Below are 17,520 nucleotides of genomic sequence, written 5' to 3'. Positions count from 1 at the left end.
TCACACCCCCGCACACTTTCGAGGAGACGCAATGCCCATCGCAACCCCGGACCAGTACGCCGAAATGCTCGACAAAGCGAAGACGGGCGGGTTCGCTTACCCGGCATTCAACGTGTCTTCGTCGCAGAGCATCAACGCCGTACTTCAGGGCCTCACCGAGGCCGGATCTGACGGCATCATCCAGGTCACCACGGGAGGCGCCGACTACTTTGCCGGCCACACCGTAAAGAACCGGGCCTCCGGCGCTCTCGCCTTCGCACGTTTCGCGCACGCGGTCGCCGACAACTACCCCATCACGGTGGCGCTGCACACTGACCATTGCCCCAAGGGTGCACTCGACGACTTTGTCATTCCGCTGATCCAAGCCTCGGAGTCGGCGGTGGCCGACGGTGGCCACCCCATCTTCCAGTCGCACATGTGGGATGGTTCGGCCATTGCCCTCGACGCGAACCTTGAGATCGCCACCGACATTCTCAAGCGCACCCGCGCCATCAGCGCCATTCTCGAAGTTGAGATCGGCGCTGTCGGCGGCGAAGAGGACGGCGTGCAGGCCGACGTGAACGAGAACCTGTACACGACGCTCGACGACGCCATCAAGATGGTCGAAGCCCTCGGCCTCGGCGAGCAGGGCCGCTACATGGCCGCGCTGACCTTCGGCAACGTGCACGGCGTGTACAAGCCCGGCAACGTCAAACTGCGCCCGGAACTGCTCCAGGAGATCCAGGCCGGTCTCTCGGCCAAGTTCGGCCTCGCTGCCCTTCCGCTGGACCTCGTCTTTCACGGCGGCTCGGGCTCAACGGATGCCGAAATCGCCGAAGCCGTCGCCAACGGCGTCGTCAAGATGAACATCGACACCGACACGCAGTACGCCTTCACCCGCTCGATCGCCGACTACATGCTCAAGAACTACGACAGCGTGATCAAGGTCGACGGCGAGGTCGGCAACAAGAAGGTTTACGACCCGCGCGCGTGGGGCAAGGTGGCCGAGTCGGCCATGGCCGCTCGCGTCGTCGATGCCACCCGCCAGCTCGGCTCCGCCGGGCACTCAAACAGTTAGAGCACTGACAGCAGTTAGATCATGACAGCGGTTAAACCATGACAGAGAATCCGGACTCCATTCCCCCCGCGAAGGACCCTCGTCCCCGCCCCCAGTTCGGCGAACTCGCCCCTGAGGGCTGGACCTGGCAACCTCCGCAGGACCAGGACCGGATTGACGCTCACGCCCCCACCGTTGGGGCGGGAGCAGGCGTGCACCCGACCGCGCAGCCGCCCGCCGTTCCGGCACCCCCGTTGCAGACGGGTCAGCCGTTCCCGACGGGGCAGCCGCACCAGCCCTCCTCGCGCACCGTACCCCGCTGGGACCGGCCGCTGACTATCGGGCTACTGACCGTCGGTCTTTTGGCCACCCTGTATGGCGCATTTTCGCTCGGCGCACTCCCCGATGCCATGCAGCTCATCTACACGCAGCAGGGCCTGGGCACCTACACTTCGGGTGCCAGCATTGGCCCGTTGACTTCGGTCGGAGCCATTGCGGTGGTGTTTATCTGGCTCGCCGCTGCCGCGGTGTCGGTGCGCCTGCTGCTGCGGCGCCGCCGTGCGTTCTACGTGTCGCTGATCGCCGGCGCAGTGTCGACCGTGACGATGTTCGCCTTCATGCTCGCCGCCATGCTGAATGACCCGACCCTGATCGAGTTCCTCAGCCGCCAGTAGCTTTCAGCGGCTGAACCGCCCCGGCCGTCTACTCGGCGGGGGCGGCGCGACCGCCGAAGGCACGGGCATCCGTTTCGCCGGAGACGTTGGTGCGCAGCTCCTTGGGAAGCGAGAAGACCAGGTCTTCTTCGGCGGTCTTGACCTGCTGAACGTCGGCATAGCCGGCATCAGCGAGGGCCTCGAGCAACTCTTCGACCAGTTCTTCGGGAACGGATGCCCCGCTCGTCACCCCCACGGTCGTCGCGTTGTCGAGCCACTCCTGTTTGACCTCGCTCGCGAAGTCCACGCGGTAGGCGGCCTTCGCGCCGTATTCCAGCGCCACCTCGACGAGGCGCACGGAGTTGGACGAATTGGCTGAGCCGACCACGATCACCAGGTCGGAGTCGCGGGCGACCTTCTTAATGGCGACCTGACGGTTCTGAGTGGCGTAGCAAATGTCGTCGCTCGGCGGATCCTGCAGGTTCGGAAACCGTGCCCGCAGCCGGCGCACAGTTTCCATGGTCTCGTCGACGCTCAGCGTGGTCTGCGACAGCCAGACCACCTTGTCGGGATCGCGCACGACGACCGTGTCGGCGGCATCCGGGCTGCCGACGAGCGTTGTGTGCTCCGGCGCCTCACCGGCGGTGCCCTCGACCTCTTCATGGCCTTCGTGGCCGATCAGCAGAATCTGAAAGTCGTCACGGGCGAAGCGCACGGCTTCGCGGTGCACCTTGGTCACGAGCGGGCAGGTGGCGTCGATGGCCTGCAGGCCGCGCTCGGCGGCGGCGTTGACGACGGCCGGAGAGACGCCGTGCGCGCTGAACACGATGTGCGCGCCGCGTGGAACCTCGTCAACCTCGTCCACAAAGATGGCACCGAGATTTTCGAGTTCGGAGACCACGTGAATGTTGTGCACGATCTGCTTGCGCACGTACACCGGCGCGCCGTAGTGCGTAAGCGCCTTCTCGACGGCGATGACCGCACGGTCGACTCCGGCGCAGTAGCCGCGGGGGGCGGCGAGCAGCACCCGCTTGTGTCCGACCACCGGGGTATCCTTGAGCCTGTTGCGGGCGCTTGGAATGCGTGGCATGCCCAAGCTGATAACGGGCGGAGTGCTCTTCGTTTGCGCTGTATTCACCGCCTCAGTCTACGCACGCACGACCGAAGAACTCTGGGAGGACCAGCCTGTGCCCCACGCCAGCGCAACGCCAAGGACAGCCGCATGACGGATGCCCCCGCCACCGTCGAAACGCCGTGGCCGGTCGCCCTGCTCTCGGGCAAGATTCGCGGCTACATCGAGCGCCTCGGCATGGTCTGGGTCGAGGGGGAAATCACCCAGTGGGGTGCCAGCGGCGGCAACGTCTACGGCAAGCTCAAAGACCTCACCGAAGACGCCACCGTGAGTTTCACAATATGGTCCTCGGTGCGGGCCAAACTGACCGCTGACTTCAAGGCCGGCGACCGCGTCGTCGCACTGGTCAAACCCAACTTCTGGGTCAAGGGCGGCACGCTCACCATGCAGGCCTTCGAAATGCGTCACGTCGGGCTCGGCGACCTGCTGGAACGGCTCGAACGGCTGCGCAAGCAGCTCGCGAGCGAGGGGCTGTTCGATGCCTCCCACAAGAAGCGTCTGCCGTTTCTGCCGCACTGCATCGGCCTCGTGACCGGCAAGGACTCCGACGCCGAGAAGGACGTCATTCGCAACGCGCAATTGCGCTGGCCGGCCGTGAACTTTCGGGTTGCGCACGCCGCCGTGCAGGGAGACCGTGCCGTCGGCGAGGTCACGAGCGCCATCCAACGCCTCGACGCCGACCCGGAGGTCGATGTCATCATCGTCGCCCGCGGCGGCGGTGACTTTCAAAACCTGCTCACCTTCAGCGACGAGAGTCTCGTTCGTGCCGCGGCAGCCTGCGTGACGCCGCTGGTCAGCGCGATCGGGCATGAAGCCGACCGGCCGCTGCTCGACGAGGTGGCCGACCTGCGAGCGTCCACACCAACGGATGCCGCCAAGCGCGTCGTTCCCGACGTCAGCGACGAACTAAACCGGGTGCAGCAGGCCCGGGCACGCCTCAGCAGCCGGCTCACCGGCATCCTCTCGTCGGAGATCGACCGAATCTCTCAGCTGCGCAGCCGCCCGGCGCTCGTCGACCCGCGCTGGATCATCGATTCACGCAGCGAAGACCTCACCCGCTACGTCGCCCGCGGCGCTGAGTTGACGGGGCGCGTTCTGGAGCGCGCCGGCAGCGTCGTCGTCGACCTGCGCTCACAGCTGCGCGCGCTCTCGCCGCAGGGCACCCTGGATCGCGGCTATGCGATCGCCCAGCTGCCGGGCGGCCACGTGCTGCGCCGAGCCGAGGATGCCCCCGAGGGTACCGAGCTGCTGCTCACCCTGGCTAATGGCACCGTGCCCGTCACCACAAACGCCGCCGCGCCGAAATAATTAGAATGGATGCCATGACCTCGCCTGCCCCCACCATCAGTGAACTCAGCTACGAACAGGCCCGCGACGAGCTCATTCGCGTCGTCAACGAACTCGAACAGGGGTCGAGCACCCTGGAGCAGTCGCTCGCGCTGTGGGAACGCGGCGAAGCTCTGGCCCGTCGCTGCGAGGAATGGCTGATCGGTGCCAAGGCCCGCCTCGACGCGGCCCGCCTGGCCGCCACCACACCTTCCGAAGACGCCACACCCACCAGATGAGCCGCGCCCCCAAGCCGCCGCGCGTCGTCGCCGAGCTCGGCCGACCGGAGACTCCGCAGGAGACCGCCGATCGCCTCGCCGAGAATTCGCGCAAGTACCGGTCGCACAAGACCGTGAACAACCTCGTGCTGTCGCTGCTGGTGACGGTGGGGGCCGTGCTCGTGCTCGTGTTGCTGGTGCCGCGCAACGATAATCCGATCACCCGCGACGCCGACTATCCCAGCATCGCCGCCCAGCTGGCTCCGGTCGTCGACCACACCCTGGCCAGCCCGGAACTGCCAGACGGCTGGAGCGCCAACGACGCCGAGTGGCGGGCCGGAGCGAACGACCAGGTTCCGTCCTGGTATATCGGCCTGATCACGCCCGAAAACCAGTTCATCGGCTTCAACCAGGCCTTCGACGCAAACCCCACCTGGCTGGCCCAGAAGCTGCCCGGCTCCCCCGTCGTCGACACGGTCAGTATCTCTGGCGTCACCTGGGACGTCTATCGCAACAGCGCGCCGGCCGCTGACCGGGGAAATTTCGACTACGCGCTCGTGACAACAGCCGGCCCGAGCACCTATCTGCTGATCGGAACGGCGCCCACCGACGACTTCGAGACCCTCGCCACCGCGCTGGCCGCCAACATCGCACAGAACGGAGCGGAATGAACCGGTCATCGACGGCCGTCCCTTCTCCGGCGCAGGCCTGGAACGAACTATGCGAGGGCAATGCGCGCTTTGTTGCCGGCACCCCCCGGCACCGCGAGGACGTTGACCGGCGGGCCGAACTCGTCGGAGCGCAGACACCGCACGCTGCACTGTTTGGCTGCAGCGACTCCCGGCTCGCCGCCGAGATCATCTTCGACCAGGGGCTCGGCGACCTCTTCGTCGTGCGCAACGCCGGCCAGGTCATCTCGTCGTCCGTGCTCGGTTCGCTGGAATACGCGGTCGCCGTGCTGCGCGTTCCGCTCATTCTCGTGCTCGGCCACGACGAGTGCGGAGCGGTACGTGCTGCGATCGATTCTCAGACAGCGGATGCCCCGGCTTTGCCCGTGCATATCGCGAGCATTATCGAGAAGATCGTGCCGGCCGTGCGTCGGGTCAGCGGGCAGGCGGCATCCACTCAGCTGGACCCGGCCCGGGTCGACGCCGGCCAGGTCGGCCGGGAACACCTCAAGGACACGGTCACCGAACTGCTCGAACAGTCCGAGGTGATCAGCGCGGCCATCGCAGCCGGTACATTGGCTATCGTCGGTGCGAACTACGTTCTTTTCGAAGGGCACGCCGACCCCAACATCGTGGTGGGCGATATTTAGCTCACCGGCGCACCCGTTGCGCACAGCACGACTCTCATACAGCACCGAAAGGGAACGCACACAGTGGTGGACACCTCCGCACAAACCGGCTACCGGATCGAACACGACACGATGGGTGAGGTCCGCGTTCCGACGGACGCTCTCTACGGTGCCCAAACCCAGCGCGCGGTCGAGAATTTTCCGATCTCCGGCTCCACACTTGAGTCCGCGCAGATCGCGGCTCTCGCCCGCATTAAGAAGTCGGCGGCTCTCGCCAACGCTCAGCTCGGCGTGCTCGATGCGGACATCGCCAACGCGATCGCCTCGGCCGCTGACGAGGTCATCACCGGTCAGTTCGACACCGAGTTTCCGATCGACGTCTACCAGACCGGTAGCGGCACCTCCTCGAACATGAACATGAACGAGGTCATCGCGACGCTGGCGACCCGCGCGCTCGGACGCTCGGTGCACCCGAACGACCACGTTAATGCGAGCCAGTCCTCCAACGACGTATTCCCGACCTCGGTGCACATCGCCGTCACGAGCGCCCTGATCGACGAGCTCATCCCCTCGCTCGACCACCTCGCCGTCTCCTTCGAGGCCAAGGCCGAACTGTGGAAAGAGGCCGTCAAGGCCGGCCGCACCCACCTGATGGATGCCACGCCGGTCACCCTCGGCCAGGAATTCGGCGGCTACGCCCGCCAGATGCGCCTCGGCATCGAGCGCATCCGCACCGCCCTGCCCCGCATCGCCGAGGTTCCGCTCGGCGGCACCGCGGTCGGCACCGGCATCAACACGCCCTATGGCTTTCCGCAGCTGGTCATCGAACTTCTCGTCACCGAGACCGAACTGCCGATCACCGAGGCACGTGACCACTTCGAGGCCCAGGCCAACCGCGACGGCCTCGTCGACGCCTCCGGGGCGCTCCGCACCATCGCTGTTTCGCTGACCAAGATCTGCAACGACCTGCGCTGGATGGGCTCCGGCCCGAACACGGGCTTCGGCGAGATCAACATTCCTGACCTACAGCCCGGCTCGTCGATCATGCCCGGCAAGGTCAACCCGGTTATCCCCGAGGCCGTGCTCATGGTCTGCTCGCGTGTCATCGGCAACGATGCCACGATCGCCTGGTCCGGTGCGTCGGGCTCGTTCGAGCTCAACGTCGGAATCCCGGTGATGGGAACCGCCCTGCTGGAGTCGATCCGCCTGCTCACCAACGCCACCCGGGTACTCGCCGACAAGACCGTCGACGGCCTCGAAGCCAACCTCGAGCACGCCCGCGCCCTGGCCGAGAAGTCGCCGTCGATCGTGACGCCGCTCAACCGCGTCATCGGCTACGAGGCCGCAGCCAAGGTTGCCAAGAAGGCCGTCGCCGAGGGCCTCACCGTGCGTGAGTCTGTCATCGCGCTCGGCCACGTCGAACGCGGCGACCTCACGCTCGCCGAGCTCGACACCGCGCTCGACGTGCTGAGCATGACGCGCCCCCCGCAAAAGAAGTAACCGCACAACCGACAGCGAGTGTTGCCGATGCGCCTCAGGCGTTATCGGCAACACTCGCTGTCGTTAACCGCTCACGCCGTGGGCATCGCGACTCACTTTCTTCACCGCCACCAACAGAACGATCGTCGCTGTCGTCCCGACACATGAATCCCCTGCGGGACGCCTCGGGATCAGGGCGGAGTTCACGTACAGCGGGGATCGGCCAACAGCTGATACATGAGATGGTCTTGCCACCGGCCCGCTATTTTGAGGTATGCGGGCGCCAATCCATAACGCACGAAGCCCACACGTTGAAGCACCCGTTGGGAGCGCACGTTCGGAATCAGCGTCTCGGCTTGCACCCTGTGCAGCCCCAACTCTTCGAATGCCCGCGTGGTCATTGCTCGAACTGCGTCAGTGGCGTAGCCGCGTCCGTTGTTCTCTTCAGCGACCCAGTAACCCATGTTGCACGACTGAAATGCCCCATAGGTGATCCCGCTGAACGTGATCCGACCCACGACCTGGGCGTCCTCGTCGAGAATCACGTGTGGCAGAGCCTCGCCTCGGCTGTGCCGAGCGAGAACATTTTCGACCTCTGCCTGCTGACCTGCGACCGTGAAGTAGGGATCCTGGCGCACCGGTTCCCACGGAGCGAAGAAGATCCGACCAGTTCGCTGGAGGACGGCAAGGCGCTCCGCATCATCGGCGGAAATGAGTCGAGTAGTAGCAGGCATCAAAGAATGCTCCCACATGAGCGGCAGATCAAACGACCTGCCGCGTGGGCTGCCGCCAACGGCGACCACAGACATCCACTCCCCCGCCGAAACTACATCACCTCGTTGCCCTCCAGCATCTCGGTCACGAGCGCCGCGATCGCGCTGCGCTCCGACCGGGTCAGGGTCATGTGCGCGAACAGCGGATGCCCCTTCAGCGTTTCAATCACGCTGGCCACGCCGTCGAAGCGACCGACCCGCAAATTGTCGCGCTGGGCGACGTCGTGGGTGAGTACAACGCGCGAGTTCTGACCGATGCGGCTCAGCACGGTCAGCAGCACGTTGCGTTCGAGGGACTGCGCTTCGTCGACGATCACGAAGGCGTCGTGCAGGGACCGGCCGCGAATGTGAGTGAGCGGGAGTACCTCGAGGATGCCGCGCTCGATCACCTCCTCGACCACGTTCTCCGACACGATCGCGCCGAGGGTGTCGAATACCGCTTGGGCCCAGGGCCCCATTTTCTCGCCCTGGTCCCCCGGCAGAAAGCCGAGGTCCTGGCCGCCGACCGCATACAGCGGCCGGAAGACCATGATCTTGCGGTACTGCTGACGCTCCAGCACGGCCTCCAGGCCCGCGCAGAGGGCGAGCGCCGACTTCCCCGTTCCGGCTCGACCTCCCAGCGACAGAATGCCGATCTCCGGGTCGAGCAGCAGGTCAATGGCGAGTCGCTGCTCCGCCGACCGCCCGTGCAGCCCGAAAACGTCCCGGTCGCCGCGCACCAGCTTGAGCGTGCCCCGACTGGTCACCCGGCCGAGGGCAGAGCCCCGATCGGAGTGGATGACCAGCCCCGTGTTGATCGGCATGTCCTGCACCGTACGCGAATCGAGCGTTTCCTTGTCGTAGAGCACGCTCATCTGCTCGGCGCTGAGGGTGATCTCGTCCATGCCGGTCCACCCGGAATCAACGGCGAGTTCGTGCCGGTACTCGTCGGCGGCGAGGCCGAGCGACGCGGCCTTCACGCGCAGCGGCAGGTCCTTGGAGACGACCGTCACGGTCATTCCTTCATTGGCGAGGTTGAGCGCCACAGCCAGAATGCGCGAGTCGTTGTCACCCAGCTGCAGGCCAGACGGCAGCACCGACATGTTGGAATGGTTCAACTCCACCCGCAGACTGCCGCCCTCGCCGACCGGAATTGGAAAGTCCAGGCGCTCATGCTTGAGCCGCAACTCGTCAAGGTTGCGCAGCGCCTGCCGAGCGAAATACCCGATCTCCGGGTCGTTTCGCTTGGACTCCAGTTCGCTGATCACCACCACGGGCAACACCACGGCGTGCTCGGCAAACCGGAAAATCGCCTTCGGATCGGACAGAAGCACCGAGGTGTCCAGCACGTAGGTGCGCTCGGTTTGCGAAGCGGATGTCTCCACCCGGTCAGTCGCCTTGCGATCGGTTCGATTAGCGGTCATGGCCACTCCCACCCTGCGTCACGAGGACGCGGATCACTTTGGCGAGCTGGCCATCAAGCAATTCTCGAGCCGTACTTATATGGCCGTCTCGATCAGGTGCCGTACCTGATGAAAGCGACGCTACGACCTACGGGAGAAAAAAGAAACCCGACACGCCCACCGAAATCAGTCGTTCACCTGACGTTGAGGCAGACGACGGGTACGCCGGCGCCGACTCCTAGTAGGTTGCTGAGAGTGCGTACGCCGTGAGCGCACCCCTCAGCATGGTCACCGTGTCGGGGTCGAGGGCCGCGTGCACACACAGTCGCACGGTCCGGCCGCGGGTGGTTGCGGTGATTCCGTGGTTGTGCAGGCTCGCTACCAGGGTGGTCAGGAGTTCGGCTGGCGGCTCCAGTACCACGATGCCGGCCCTTGAGCCGACATCCCGCGGCGACACGATATCGACGACGAACTCATCGACCAGCTCGATGATCTCCGACACATTCTCGTTCATAGCCTTCTGGATCACGTCGACACCGACGTCGAAACTCTGCTCGAGCGCAGCAGCGAACCGCGCCTGCGCGATGGCGTCCCCGTTGGTCACCCGAAAGGCTCGGGCAGCGTGACTGGGCGGGGTGACCTCGTCCCAGGGATCGTCCGTGTCGGTACCGACGTAACCGGAAATCACGGGCACCAGGCGCTCGAGTGCCCGTCCGCTGAGGGCGAGAAACCCGGTGCCCCAGCCGGCCCGCGTCCATGTCTGACCACCGGAAGCGACGACATCCGCTGCCTCATAGGCGGCATCGACGACGCCGAAGCCCTGAATCGCGTCGACGATGAGCAGGCGATCGCCGATGACCTGGCGGATGCCCTCGAGGTCGGTGCGATACCCGGTGCGCGAATCGACCAGGCAGACGGCGACGGCAGCGACGGCCGGGGTCAGCTGGTCGCGAATCTGTCCGGGGGTGACACGGCCGTGATCCGTCTCCAACCAGAGCGGAGTCACCACGTGCAGGGCTTCGGCGGCGCGCACTGCGGCGAACGGAACGCTCGGAAAGTCACCGGCCGAGAGCAGCACAGATCCGGTGAGACCAAACATGGCCTGCATGAGTCCGGAGCTCGTGTTGGGCTGCAGCACGATCTGATCGGTGGCAAAGCCGGTGAGCTCTGACACGGCGGTGCGAGCACGCAGATCCTGGTCGACCAGATGGTCGAGGCTACCGTGGCGGGCGCGAGACAACACCTCGGTCTGGCCGAGGGTCTCAGCCACCACGGCCTCGGAGAGCGGGCCGACCCGACCGAAGTCGAGGTAGCCGGGTTCCTCACGAAAACCGTCGGTGAAGCTGAGCAGTGATTTCATGCGCGCAAATCCAATCGGTTGTCAAACACAGGGTGGCTACCCCCCGAAGCGCCGCTGCCGGCGGGAAAAGTCGCGCAAAGCCCGCAGAAAGTCGATCTGCCGCAGGTCGGGCCCCAGCGCTTCAACGAAGTAGAACTCGCTGTGCGCGCTCTGCCAGAGCATGAAGTCGCTCAGCCGCTGCTCGCCCGAGGTACGGATGACGAGGTCAGGGTCGGGCTGACCGCCGGTGTACAGGTGCTGACCGATGAGTTCGGGCGTGAGGGTCTCTGCGAGGTCTTCCAGGGTGCCGCCGTGCGCGTGGTGGGTGGCGACGATGCTGCGCATGGCGTCGGTGATCTCGGTGCGGCCGCCGTAGCCGACCGCGAGGTTGACGTGCAGTCCCTTATAGCCGCTGGTGCGGGCATCCGCTGCATCGAGAGCCGCCACCAACGGCTCGGGCAGGCCGGCCTTGGACCCCACCTGCTGCACCCGCCAGTTGCGGTAGTGCGAGAGCTCCTCAGCGAGATCGGCGATGATTTCGATCAGATCGGCGAGTTCATCGCTCGGGCGCTGGGTGAGGTTGTCGGAGGAGAGCAGGTACAGGGTAACGACCGAAATGCCGAGGTCGTCGCACCATTCCAGAAACTCGCGCATTTTGGCGGCGCCAGCTCGATGGCCGTGCGCGGCGGTTTGAAACCCCAATTGCCGGGCCCAACGCCGGTTGCCGTCGATGATCATGGCAACGTGGTGAGGCATGTGTGCCGGAGTGAGCCCACGCCTCAGCCGGCGCTGATACAGCCCATAGAGGATGCCACGCGGCGAGGGTACCTGGGGTTTCTGCACACAGTTACGCTAGTCCACTCCCCGGGCCTTCGCGGCACCCGGCCAGGCGCTGTCGTATCCTTGCAGCATGGCCACCGAGCACGATATCCCCAATCTGCCGCTGATCGAGGCGGCTGACGCCCACCCTGAAGACGTCAAACCGACCTGGCGCGGCTGGATTCACGCTGGCACATTTCCGGTGACGATCGCTGCCGGCATCGTGCTGCTCGTGCTCGCTGAGGGCTCGGCAGCGAAGATCAGCTCGGCCGTGTTCGTGCTCAGTTCGATGCTGCTGTTTGGCAATTCAGCGCTGTACCACCGCTTCAACTGGCAGCCGCGCACCCGCATCATTCTCAAGCGCATCGACCACGCGAATATTTTTCTGCTCATCGCCGGGTCGTACACGCCGATAACGGTGCTCGCGTTGCCGCCGGAAAAGGCGACTCTGCTGCTCTGGCTGGTCTGGGGCGGAGCCGGGCTGGGCATCCTCTTTCGAGTGTTTTGGATTCACGCCCCGCGTTGGCTGTACGTGCCGCTCTACCTGGTGCTCGGCTATGGCGCGCTGCTGTTCATCGTGGATTTCTTCCAGGCCAACGCGGCCATGATGACGCTCATCCTCGTCGGCGGGCTCTGCTACACGGTCGGCGCGGTCGTCTACGGGCTGAAGAAGCCCAACCCGGTTCCCGGTGTGTTCGGCTTTCACGAAATCTTCCACACCTTGACGGTCGTGGCGTTTCTGTGTCATTTCGCGGCAATATTGCTGATCGCCACGCATCCGCTCTACCCGTAACGGCTTATTCGGGCTTGTCGCTCGGCGTGGTCGGTGCGCTCGGGTCGGCATCGCGGGCGGCGACCTCGGCATCGAGGCGTGCCTTGATCTCGGCGCGATAGGTCGTACGACGGATGCGACGCACCACATCCAGGCAGAGCACCAGGGTTGCCAACGCGATCAAGAAGAAGACCAGAAAACCGACGACGCCCGGGGTGACGGTGTTGGGGTCGAAGTCGGGGTCGGGAGTTGCGGCGAGCACGACGTTGAGCAGGACGTCGTTGATGAACAGCGTCATTCGTCGTCCTGGATTCCGGCGAACAGATCGGATTCGGGCATTGCGGTGTCTACTTTCGATTCGACGAGTTGGAAATCTTCGTAGGGCCAGGCCTCGCGGACAAGATCGTTGGGCCAGAAGAAGAAGCTGCTGTCGGGTGTGATCTGGCTCGCGTGCGAGCGCAGGGCGGCATCTCGAGCTTCAAGAAAATCACCGGCAGGAACGTGCGTGGTGGCCAGCTTGGGGTAATTCTCCATGCGCTCGCGGGCCGCGCCAAGCGGCTCCAGCAGCGGAGAGTCCGGCTCAGCCACGCTCAGCGCGAGGTACATGGCATCGATACGTTCAAGGTTGAAGATGCGGTCGTAGTACACCTTGTCGATCTGCCACGGCTGCCCGGTGTGCGGGTAGCGACTCGGGTCGGCGGCGGCACGATAGGCCTCCATCGAGACCTCGTGGCAGCGGATGTGATCCGGGTGCGGGTAGCCGCCGTTTTCGTCGTAGGTGATCAGCACCTGCGGACGGAACTCTCGAATCAAATTCACCAGCGGCTCAGCCGAGTAGTCGAGCGGAATGGCCGCGAAGCTGTTCGGTGGCGCCTCCTGGCCCTCGTCCATACCGGAATCCTCGTAGCCGAGCCAGCGATGCTGCACGTTCAGCGCCTCCTGGGCACCCTGCATCTCCAGGCGGCGCAGCCCGGGCAGGTCACGCTCGGCCATGGCATGGCTGGTCAGGGACGGGTTCAGGATGCTGCCGCGTTCGCCGCCGGTGCAGCTCACGATCATCACCTCAACGCCGAGGCTGCGGTAGTAGGCATACGTTGCCGCGCCCTTGCTCGATTCGTCGTCGGGATGGGCGTGCACAGCCATCAATCGCAGCGTCACCATACTCCTCAGGAATGCCAGATAACCTTAGGCCAGATAACCTAGATACCAGCCTAATCGCTCCATCGGAAGTGTGAAATCGCCAGTGCCCCTCAACAGCACGCCCACCGGAGTTCAGCCGAGCCGCCAGCCCGAGCGCTTCGACGAATCTGACGTCGCCGCGGCACCGGCACCCGAGAGCGCCGCGATCCAATCGCGCTACGGGCGCACCCCGGCCCGCCGGGTTCGCGACCGCCGCATCCTGTGGGGGCTCGGTGGCGTTTTCGTGTTGGTGCTGGGAGCGTGGGTGCTGTGGACCGGCCTGGACGGGGCATCCACTCAGATAGAAGCGCGCGATATCGGGCACACCATCATCGATGAGCACAGCGTGAGCGTCACCTTCGAGGTAGCGCTGCCGGTGAACCGCACGGCGAGTTGCGCGGTTCAGGCGCTCAACGAGAGCTATTCGGTCGTTGGCTGGAAGATCATCGATCTACCGCCCTCCAGCCTGTACAACCGGTCGTTCACCGAGGTTCTGCGCACCACCGATCTGAGCAACACGGGTTTGATTTACCAGTGCTGGCTGACCTAAACTGACGTATTCGCCTCGGCAATCGCCCGGGCGACGACTATATCTGCGCGGCCCTCAACCGGCCTTTCTGCGCTTGAGCGTATTGAAGGAGATCACTCGTGATTACCGACACAACGGTCACCTGGCTAACTCAGGAGGCCCACGACCGCCTCGCCGCGGAACTGGCGACACTGAGCAACTTTGGCCGGGGCGACATCGCGAAGAAGATCGAGTCCGCGCGAGAAGAGGGTGACCTCAAGGAGAACTCGGGCTACCACGCGGCGAAAGAAGAGCAGGGCAAGATGGAGGCGCGCATTCGCACGCTCACCCTGTTGCTGCGCACCGCCGAGGTCGGCCACGCCCCAGAGAGCAACGGCACCGTCATGCCGGGCACCGTCATCACGGCCACCATCGCCGGCGACGAGAGCCGCTTTCTGATCGGCAGCCGCGAGATCGCCGCCAACAGCGACCTGGACGTGTACAGCGAGCAGAGCCCGCTCGGCGCGGCGATCATCGGCCTCAAGGTCGGTGCCAAGACCAGCTACACCACACCCACCGGCAAGGAGATCACCGTGCAGATCTCGAACGTGGAGACGTTCACCGGCGCCTGACTCCTCCGCTGAGGCTCGGCTGCCGATTCGCGCCGATATTGGGGCTCAGGCTGTCAACTCGCTGCAAGTGACCTTCCACTGCACGCGAGGTGCCATCTTTAGCCCCTTGAGAGCTCGCGAAGGGGCCAAAAGTGGCACCTCGCGCGGTCAATGCACAACGGATGAGGCTGCCCCGCTTAAAACGCTGCACAGCCAGCAGCAATCAACCAGCAGCCGACGGCCGACAGCGCCGGCGTCAGCAGCTGCCGCCCGGCCTGTCTGTCTGTCTGTCTGTCTGCCTAGTCGACCGGGCTAGTCGATCTGGGGGTCGTAGCCGGCGGCGCGTAACGTGTCAACGACGTGCTGGCGGTGCTCTGGCCCGCGAGTTTCAACGCTGACGTCGAGTTCGACTTCGCTGATCTGCAGGCCGACGCCGTGCCGGGTGTGCAGCACCTCGATCACGTTGGCCGTCGCCTCCGCGAGCAGCTCGGAGATTCGAGCCAGCTGACCCGGACGGTCGGGCAGCATGATGCGCAGCGTCAGGTACCGTCCCGACGCGGCGAGGCCGTGGCTGATCACGCGTTGCATCAGCAGCGGGTCGATGTTTCCGCCCGAGAGGATGGCGACGGTCGGCCCGGTAGGGGTGATCTTGCCGGCCAGGATGGCGGCGACCGCCACTGCCCCGGCCGGTTCAACCACGAGCTTGGCGCGTTCCAACAGCACCAGGAGCGCGCGGGCGGTGTCGTCTTCGGTGACGGTAACGATCTCGTCGACGGTGTCCCGAACGATCTCGAGATTAAGCAACCCGGGCCTGGCCACCGCGATACCATCGGCGATGGTCGGGAGCATGTTGATCGTCACTGCTTCGCCGGCGGCGAGTGAGGGCGGATACGCGGCCGCGTTCTCGGCCTGCACCCCAATCACCCGGATGTGTCGCCCCTCCCGGGCGGCACGCTGCTTGAGCGCGCTGGCAACTCCGGAGATGAGTCCGCCACCGCCGATGGGAACAATGACTGTCTCCAGGTCGGGAACCTGATCGAGAATTTCGAGTCCGAGCGTGCCCTGCCCGGTGACCACATCGGCATGGTCGAACGGCGGGATCAGGATCGCGCCGGTCTCCCGGGCGTATTCGGCTGCGGCGAGCAGCGGTTCGCTCACGGTCGTTCCGCGCAGAATGACCTCTGCTCCGTAGTCCCGCGTCGCTGACAGCTTCGGCAGCGCGACTCCGACGGGCATGAAGATGGTCGCCTTGATGCCGAGCTCGCGCGCGGCGAAGGCCACGCCCTGGGCGTGGTTTCCGGCCGAGGCCGCCACGACGCCACGGGCTTTCTCCGCCTCGGTCAGTTTCGACAGTCGGTTGTAGGCACCGCGAATCTTGTAGGAGCCGGTGCGCTGCAGATTTTCACACTTGAGGTAGACCGGCGCGCCCAACACATCGGCAAGGTAGCGCGAGCTCTCCATCGGGGTCACATCCGCAGCCCGGGCGACGACCGCGCGAGCGGCCTCGAATTCGGCGAGGGTCGGTCCGACGAGGGTGGTCTCTGGCATGTTCTAGTTCTCCGAACTATCGTGCGGGGCGCCGGGTGCGCTCGAATCTGTAGGGGTGACGCGCGCGGATGCCCTACGCGACGTGAGGAGGGTCCCCGGGCGCAGCCGTGCCGTGCGCGCCGGTGCGCCAGACGTGCGATATCCCGGTCGGCTTTGCGGCACGGTCTGCCAGAGCACCGATCCGGTCGTCGGCACCGTCGGCACCGTCGGCGGGCTCGACCGCCAAGTGCCCCCGGCAATGTAACTGGTCATCGCGTTCAAAACCGCGGCCACCGGAACGGCGAACAGTGCCCCCGGAATTCCGGCGAGTAAGGCGCCGGCTGCCACCACGAGCACGACGGCAAGCGGATGTACCTTCACCGCGGTTCCCATAATGAGCGGCTGCAGAACGTGTCCCTCGACCTGCTGCACGAGTAGGACGACGCCGAGCATGGCCAGGGCGATGGCCCAGTTGTTGAAGATGAGCGCGATCACAATCGCCACCGATCCGGTCGCGACCGCGCCGACGATGGGGATGAATGAGCCGAGGAAGACCAGAATTCCAATCGGGATGGCCATCGGCACCCCGAGCAGGGCCGCGCCCACTCCAATGCCGACCGCGTCGATCGAAGCGACCAGAATTTGCACCTTGGCGAAGTTGCCCAGGGTGGTCCAGCCTGCGATTCCCGCACCGTCGACAGCGGCCTGGGACCGCAGCGGGAAGAACCGTACGATCCAGCCCCAGATGGCTTTGCCGTCGATGAGGATGAAGAGCAGGCTGAACAGTGCCAGCAGAAGCCCGGTCAACAAATGACCGAGCGTGGTTCCCACCGACAGGGCGCCGCTGATGAAGACGGCACTATCGTTCTGGATCGCTTCCCAGGCCTGCTGCACGTACGTGTTGATATCAGTCTCGGAAACCTGCAGCGGTGAGCCGGCCAGGAACGCCTTGAACGAGTCGAGTGATCGGGTGAGCCGTTCGCTCAGCCCAACGGTGCCCTCGGCGATCTGCGTCGAGGCGAGGGTGACCAGACCGGCAACGAGCACCAGGGTGCCCACCATCGCCAGCGCCACAGCGACGCCCTTGGGCCAGTGATGCCGCACCAGGAATGCCACAAACGGAACCAGGAGCGCGGAAACCAGCACGGCCACGAGCAGCGGAATGACAATCAACCGCAACTGAATAACCAGGAAGACCAGAATGGCGATAGCGGCGGCGATCACAATCAGACGCCAGGACCAGGCCCCAGCCAAACGGATGCCGGCCGGCAGATTCTCGTCGACGCCGTTGGCGGCGGGGGCCCCGGTCACAACCTCGATCGGCGTGACAACGAGCTCGGATCCGGCGAGATCAGCGCTCTCCCGTGCGCTCTCCCGCGCGCGCTCTGCCGAACGCCTGCGACGCAACCGTAGCAGCGCGCGTGCACCTGGATTGCCCGTGGATTCGCTCACTCAAACAGTCTAGGACT

At 65.2% G+C, this 17,520-nt stretch carries 19 protein-coding genes; 10 read left to right on the top strand and 9 right to left on the bottom strand.

Annotation, left to right across the window (positions count from 1 at the left end):
• Positions 1–31: 31 nt before the first annotated feature.
• Both fbaA and E3T31_RS02915 read left to right on the top strand, forming a co-directional pair.
• Entirely contained in the window at positions 32–1,057 is a 1,026-nt protein-coding gene (gene fbaA / locus E3T31_RS02920; protein ID WP_134467391.1) for a class II fructose-bisphosphate aldolase, read from the top strand.
• Between the two features lie 38 nt (positions 1,058–1,095).
• The gene (locus E3T31_RS02915; protein WP_134467390.1) at positions 1,096–1,710 is read left to right on the top strand and encodes a DUF6264 family protein; all 615 of its coding nucleotides are present in this window, start codon (positions 1,096–1,098) and stop codon (positions 1,708–1,710) included.
• Positions 1,711–1,738: 28 nt separating this feature from the next.
• Here the strand turns inward: E3T31_RS02915 and E3T31_RS02910 are convergent, their stop codons facing one another.
• Positions 1,739–2,779 (bottom strand): 4-hydroxy-3-methylbut-2-enyl diphosphate reductase, encoded by a 1,041-nt coding sequence (locus E3T31_RS02910; RefSeq protein WP_134467389.1) that lies wholly within the window; start codon positions 2,777–2,779, stop codon positions 1,739–1,741.
• 132 nt (positions 2,780–2,911) lie between these two features.
• On the opposite strand from E3T31_RS02910, the gene xseA reads away from it, so the two are divergent.
• The 5 genes from xseA to E3T31_RS02885 all read left to right on the top strand — a co-directional run bounded on the left by xseA (position 2,912) and on the right by E3T31_RS02885 (position 7,162).
• Positions 2,912–4,129: an exodeoxyribonuclease VII large subunit gene (gene xseA / locus E3T31_RS02905; RefSeq protein ID WP_134467388.1), complete on the top strand. Its 1,218-nt coding sequence runs from the start codon at positions 2,912–2,914 to the stop codon at positions 4,127–4,129.
• Positions 4,130–4,134: 5 nt separating this feature from the next.
• Complete coding sequence (locus E3T31_RS02900; protein WP_092450460.1) at positions 4,135–4,386, top strand: exodeoxyribonuclease VII small subunit; 252 nt, start codon at positions 4,135–4,137, stop codon at positions 4,384–4,386.
• Entirely contained in the window at positions 4,383–5,036 is a 654-nt protein-coding gene (locus E3T31_RS02895; protein ID WP_158251596.1) for a DUF4245 domain-containing protein, read from the top strand. The genes E3T31_RS02900 and E3T31_RS02895 overlap by 4 nt, the downstream gene beginning before the upstream one ends.
• Positions 5,033–5,683, top strand: coding sequence for a carbonic anhydrase (locus E3T31_RS02890; protein ID WP_134441550.1), 651 nt, complete (start codon positions 5,033–5,035; stop codon positions 5,681–5,683). Before E3T31_RS02895 ends, E3T31_RS02890 begins: the two co-directional genes overlap by 4 nt.
• 63 nt (positions 5,684–5,746) lie before the next feature.
• Positions 5,747–7,162, top strand: a complete 1,416-nt coding sequence (locus E3T31_RS02885) for an aspartate ammonia-lyase (protein WP_134467387.1) — start codon at positions 5,747–5,749, stop codon at positions 7,160–7,162.
• 182 nt (positions 7,163–7,344) lie between these two features.
• Here the strand turns inward: E3T31_RS02885 and E3T31_RS02880 are convergent, their stop codons facing one another.
• The 4 genes from E3T31_RS02880 to E3T31_RS02865 all read right to left on the bottom strand — a co-directional run bounded on the left by E3T31_RS02880 (position 7,345) and on the right by E3T31_RS02865 (position 11,478).
• A complete protein-coding gene (locus E3T31_RS02880; protein ID WP_241977552.1) occupies positions 7,345–7,950 on the bottom strand; it encodes a GNAT family N-acetyltransferase in 606 nt (201 codons plus the stop codon).
• 17 nt (positions 7,951–7,967) lie between these two features.
• Positions 7,968–9,317: a PhoH family protein gene (locus tag E3T31_RS02875; RefSeq protein WP_092450375.1), complete on the bottom strand. Its 1,350-nt coding sequence runs from the start codon at positions 9,315–9,317 to the stop codon at positions 7,968–7,970.
• A gap of 217 nt (positions 9,318–9,534) precedes the next feature.
• Positions 9,535–10,656 (bottom strand): aminotransferase class V-fold PLP-dependent enzyme, encoded by a 1,122-nt coding sequence (locus tag E3T31_RS02870; protein WP_134467386.1) that lies wholly within the window; start codon positions 10,654–10,656, stop codon positions 9,535–9,537.
• Positions 10,657–10,692: 36 nt separating this feature from the next.
• Entirely contained in the window at positions 10,693–11,478 is a 786-nt protein-coding gene (locus E3T31_RS02865; protein ID WP_134467385.1) for an isoprenyl transferase, read from the bottom strand.
• Between the two features lie 67 nt (positions 11,479–11,545).
• Between E3T31_RS02865 and E3T31_RS02860 the strand changes: the two genes are divergently transcribed.
• Positions 11,546–12,247: a hemolysin III family protein gene (locus E3T31_RS02860; protein WP_092450381.1), complete on the top strand. Its 702-nt coding sequence runs from the start codon at positions 11,546–11,548 to the stop codon at positions 12,245–12,247.
• Between the two features lie 4 nt (positions 12,248–12,251).
• Here the strand turns inward: E3T31_RS02860 and E3T31_RS02855 are convergent, their stop codons facing one another.
• Complete coding sequence (locus tag E3T31_RS02855) at positions 12,252–12,524, bottom strand: hypothetical protein (protein ID WP_134467384.1); 273 nt, start codon at positions 12,522–12,524, stop codon at positions 12,252–12,254.
• Complete coding sequence (gene mca / locus E3T31_RS02850) at positions 12,521–13,369, bottom strand: mycothiol conjugate amidase Mca (protein WP_134467383.1); 849 nt, start codon at positions 13,367–13,369, stop codon at positions 12,521–12,523. Before mca ends, E3T31_RS02855 begins: the two co-directional genes overlap by 4 nt.
• Positions 13,370–13,469: 100 nt before the next feature.
• On the opposite strand from mca, the gene E3T31_RS02845 reads away from it, so the two are divergent.
• The gene (locus E3T31_RS02845) at positions 13,470–13,955 is read left to right on the top strand and encodes a DUF4307 domain-containing protein (RefSeq protein ID WP_166788368.1); all 486 of its coding nucleotides are present in this window, start codon (positions 13,470–13,472) and stop codon (positions 13,953–13,955) included.
• 98 nt (positions 13,956–14,053) lie between these two features.
• Positions 14,054–14,545: a transcription elongation factor GreA gene (gene greA, locus E3T31_RS02840; protein WP_092450387.1), complete on the top strand. Its 492-nt coding sequence runs from the start codon at positions 14,054–14,056 to the stop codon at positions 14,543–14,545.
• A 291-nt stretch (positions 14,546–14,836) separates the two neighbouring features.
• Here the strand turns inward: greA and ilvA are convergent, their stop codons facing one another.
• Both ilvA and E3T31_RS02830 read right to left on the bottom strand, forming a co-directional pair.
• Positions 14,837–16,072, bottom strand: coding sequence for a threonine ammonia-lyase (gene ilvA, locus E3T31_RS02835; RefSeq protein ID WP_134467381.1), 1,236 nt, complete (start codon positions 16,070–16,072; stop codon positions 14,837–14,839).
• A 3-nt stretch (positions 16,073–16,075) separates the two neighbouring features.
• Positions 16,076–17,503: an AI-2E family transporter gene (locus E3T31_RS02830; RefSeq protein WP_241977550.1), complete on the bottom strand. Its 1,428-nt coding sequence runs from the start codon at positions 17,501–17,503 to the stop codon at positions 16,076–16,078.
• Positions 17,504–17,520 lie beyond the last annotated feature (17 nt).

It is taken from the genome of Cryobacterium sp. TMS1-13-1 (genome assembly GCF_004403125.1).
GTDB classification, from domain to species: domain Bacteria; phylum Actinomycetota; class Actinomycetes; order Actinomycetales; family Microbacteriaceae; genus Cryobacterium; species Cryobacterium levicorallinum.
Note: the sequence above shows the minus strand (reverse complement) of the source record. Positions and strands in the feature narration are given on the sequence as shown.

Bases quoted from the DNA above. Each gene is read 5' to 3' on its own strand.
- E3T31_RS02870 (WP_134467386.1), bottom strand. From the start codon at position 10,656: ATGAAATCACTGCTCAGCTTCACCGACGGTTTTCGTGAGGAACCCGGC.
- fbaA (WP_134467391.1), top strand. From the start codon at position 32: ATGCCCATCGCAACCCCGGACCAGTACGCCGAAATGCTCGACAAAGCG.
- E3T31_RS02910 (WP_134467389.1), bottom strand. From the start codon at position 2,779: ATGCCACGCATTCCAAGCGCCCGCAACAGGCTCAAGGATACCCCGGTG.
- E3T31_RS02915 (WP_134467390.1), top strand. From the start codon at position 1,096: ATGACAGAGAATCCGGACTCCATTCCCCCCGCGAAGGACCCTCGTCCC.
- E3T31_RS02855 (WP_134467384.1), bottom strand. From the start codon at position 12,524: ATGACGCTGTTCATCAACGACGTCCTGCTCAACGTCGTGCTCGCCGCA.
- E3T31_RS02880 (WP_241977552.1), bottom strand. From the start codon at position 7,950: ATGTCTGTGGTCGCCGTTGGCGGCAGCCCACGCGGCAGGTCGTTTGAT.
- E3T31_RS02890 (WP_134441550.1), top strand. From the start codon at position 5,033: ATGAACCGGTCATCGACGGCCGTCCCTTCTCCGGCGCAGGCCTGGAAC.
- E3T31_RS02875 (WP_092450375.1), bottom strand. From the start codon at position 9,317: ATGACCGCTAATCGAACCGATCGCAAGGCGACTGACCGGGTGGAGACA.
- E3T31_RS02860 (WP_092450381.1), top strand. From the start codon at position 11,546: ATGGCCACCGAGCACGATATCCCCAATCTGCCGCTGATCGAGGCGGCT.
- E3T31_RS02900 (WP_092450460.1), top strand. From the start codon at position 4,135: ATGGATGCCATGACCTCGCCTGCCCCCACCATCAGTGAACTCAGCTAC.
- E3T31_RS02895 (WP_158251596.1), top strand. From the start codon at position 4,383: ATGAGCCGCGCCCCCAAGCCGCCGCGCGTCGTCGCCGAGCTCGGCCGA.
- ilvA (WP_134467381.1), bottom strand. From the start codon at position 16,072: ATGCCAGAGACCACCCTCGTCGGACCGACCCTCGCCGAATTCGAGGCC.
- mca (WP_134467383.1), bottom strand. From the start codon at position 13,369: ATGGCTGTGCACGCCCATCCCGACGACGAATCGAGCAAGGGCGCGGCA.
- xseA (WP_134467388.1), top strand. From the start codon at position 2,912: ATGACGGATGCCCCCGCCACCGTCGAAACGCCGTGGCCGGTCGCCCTG.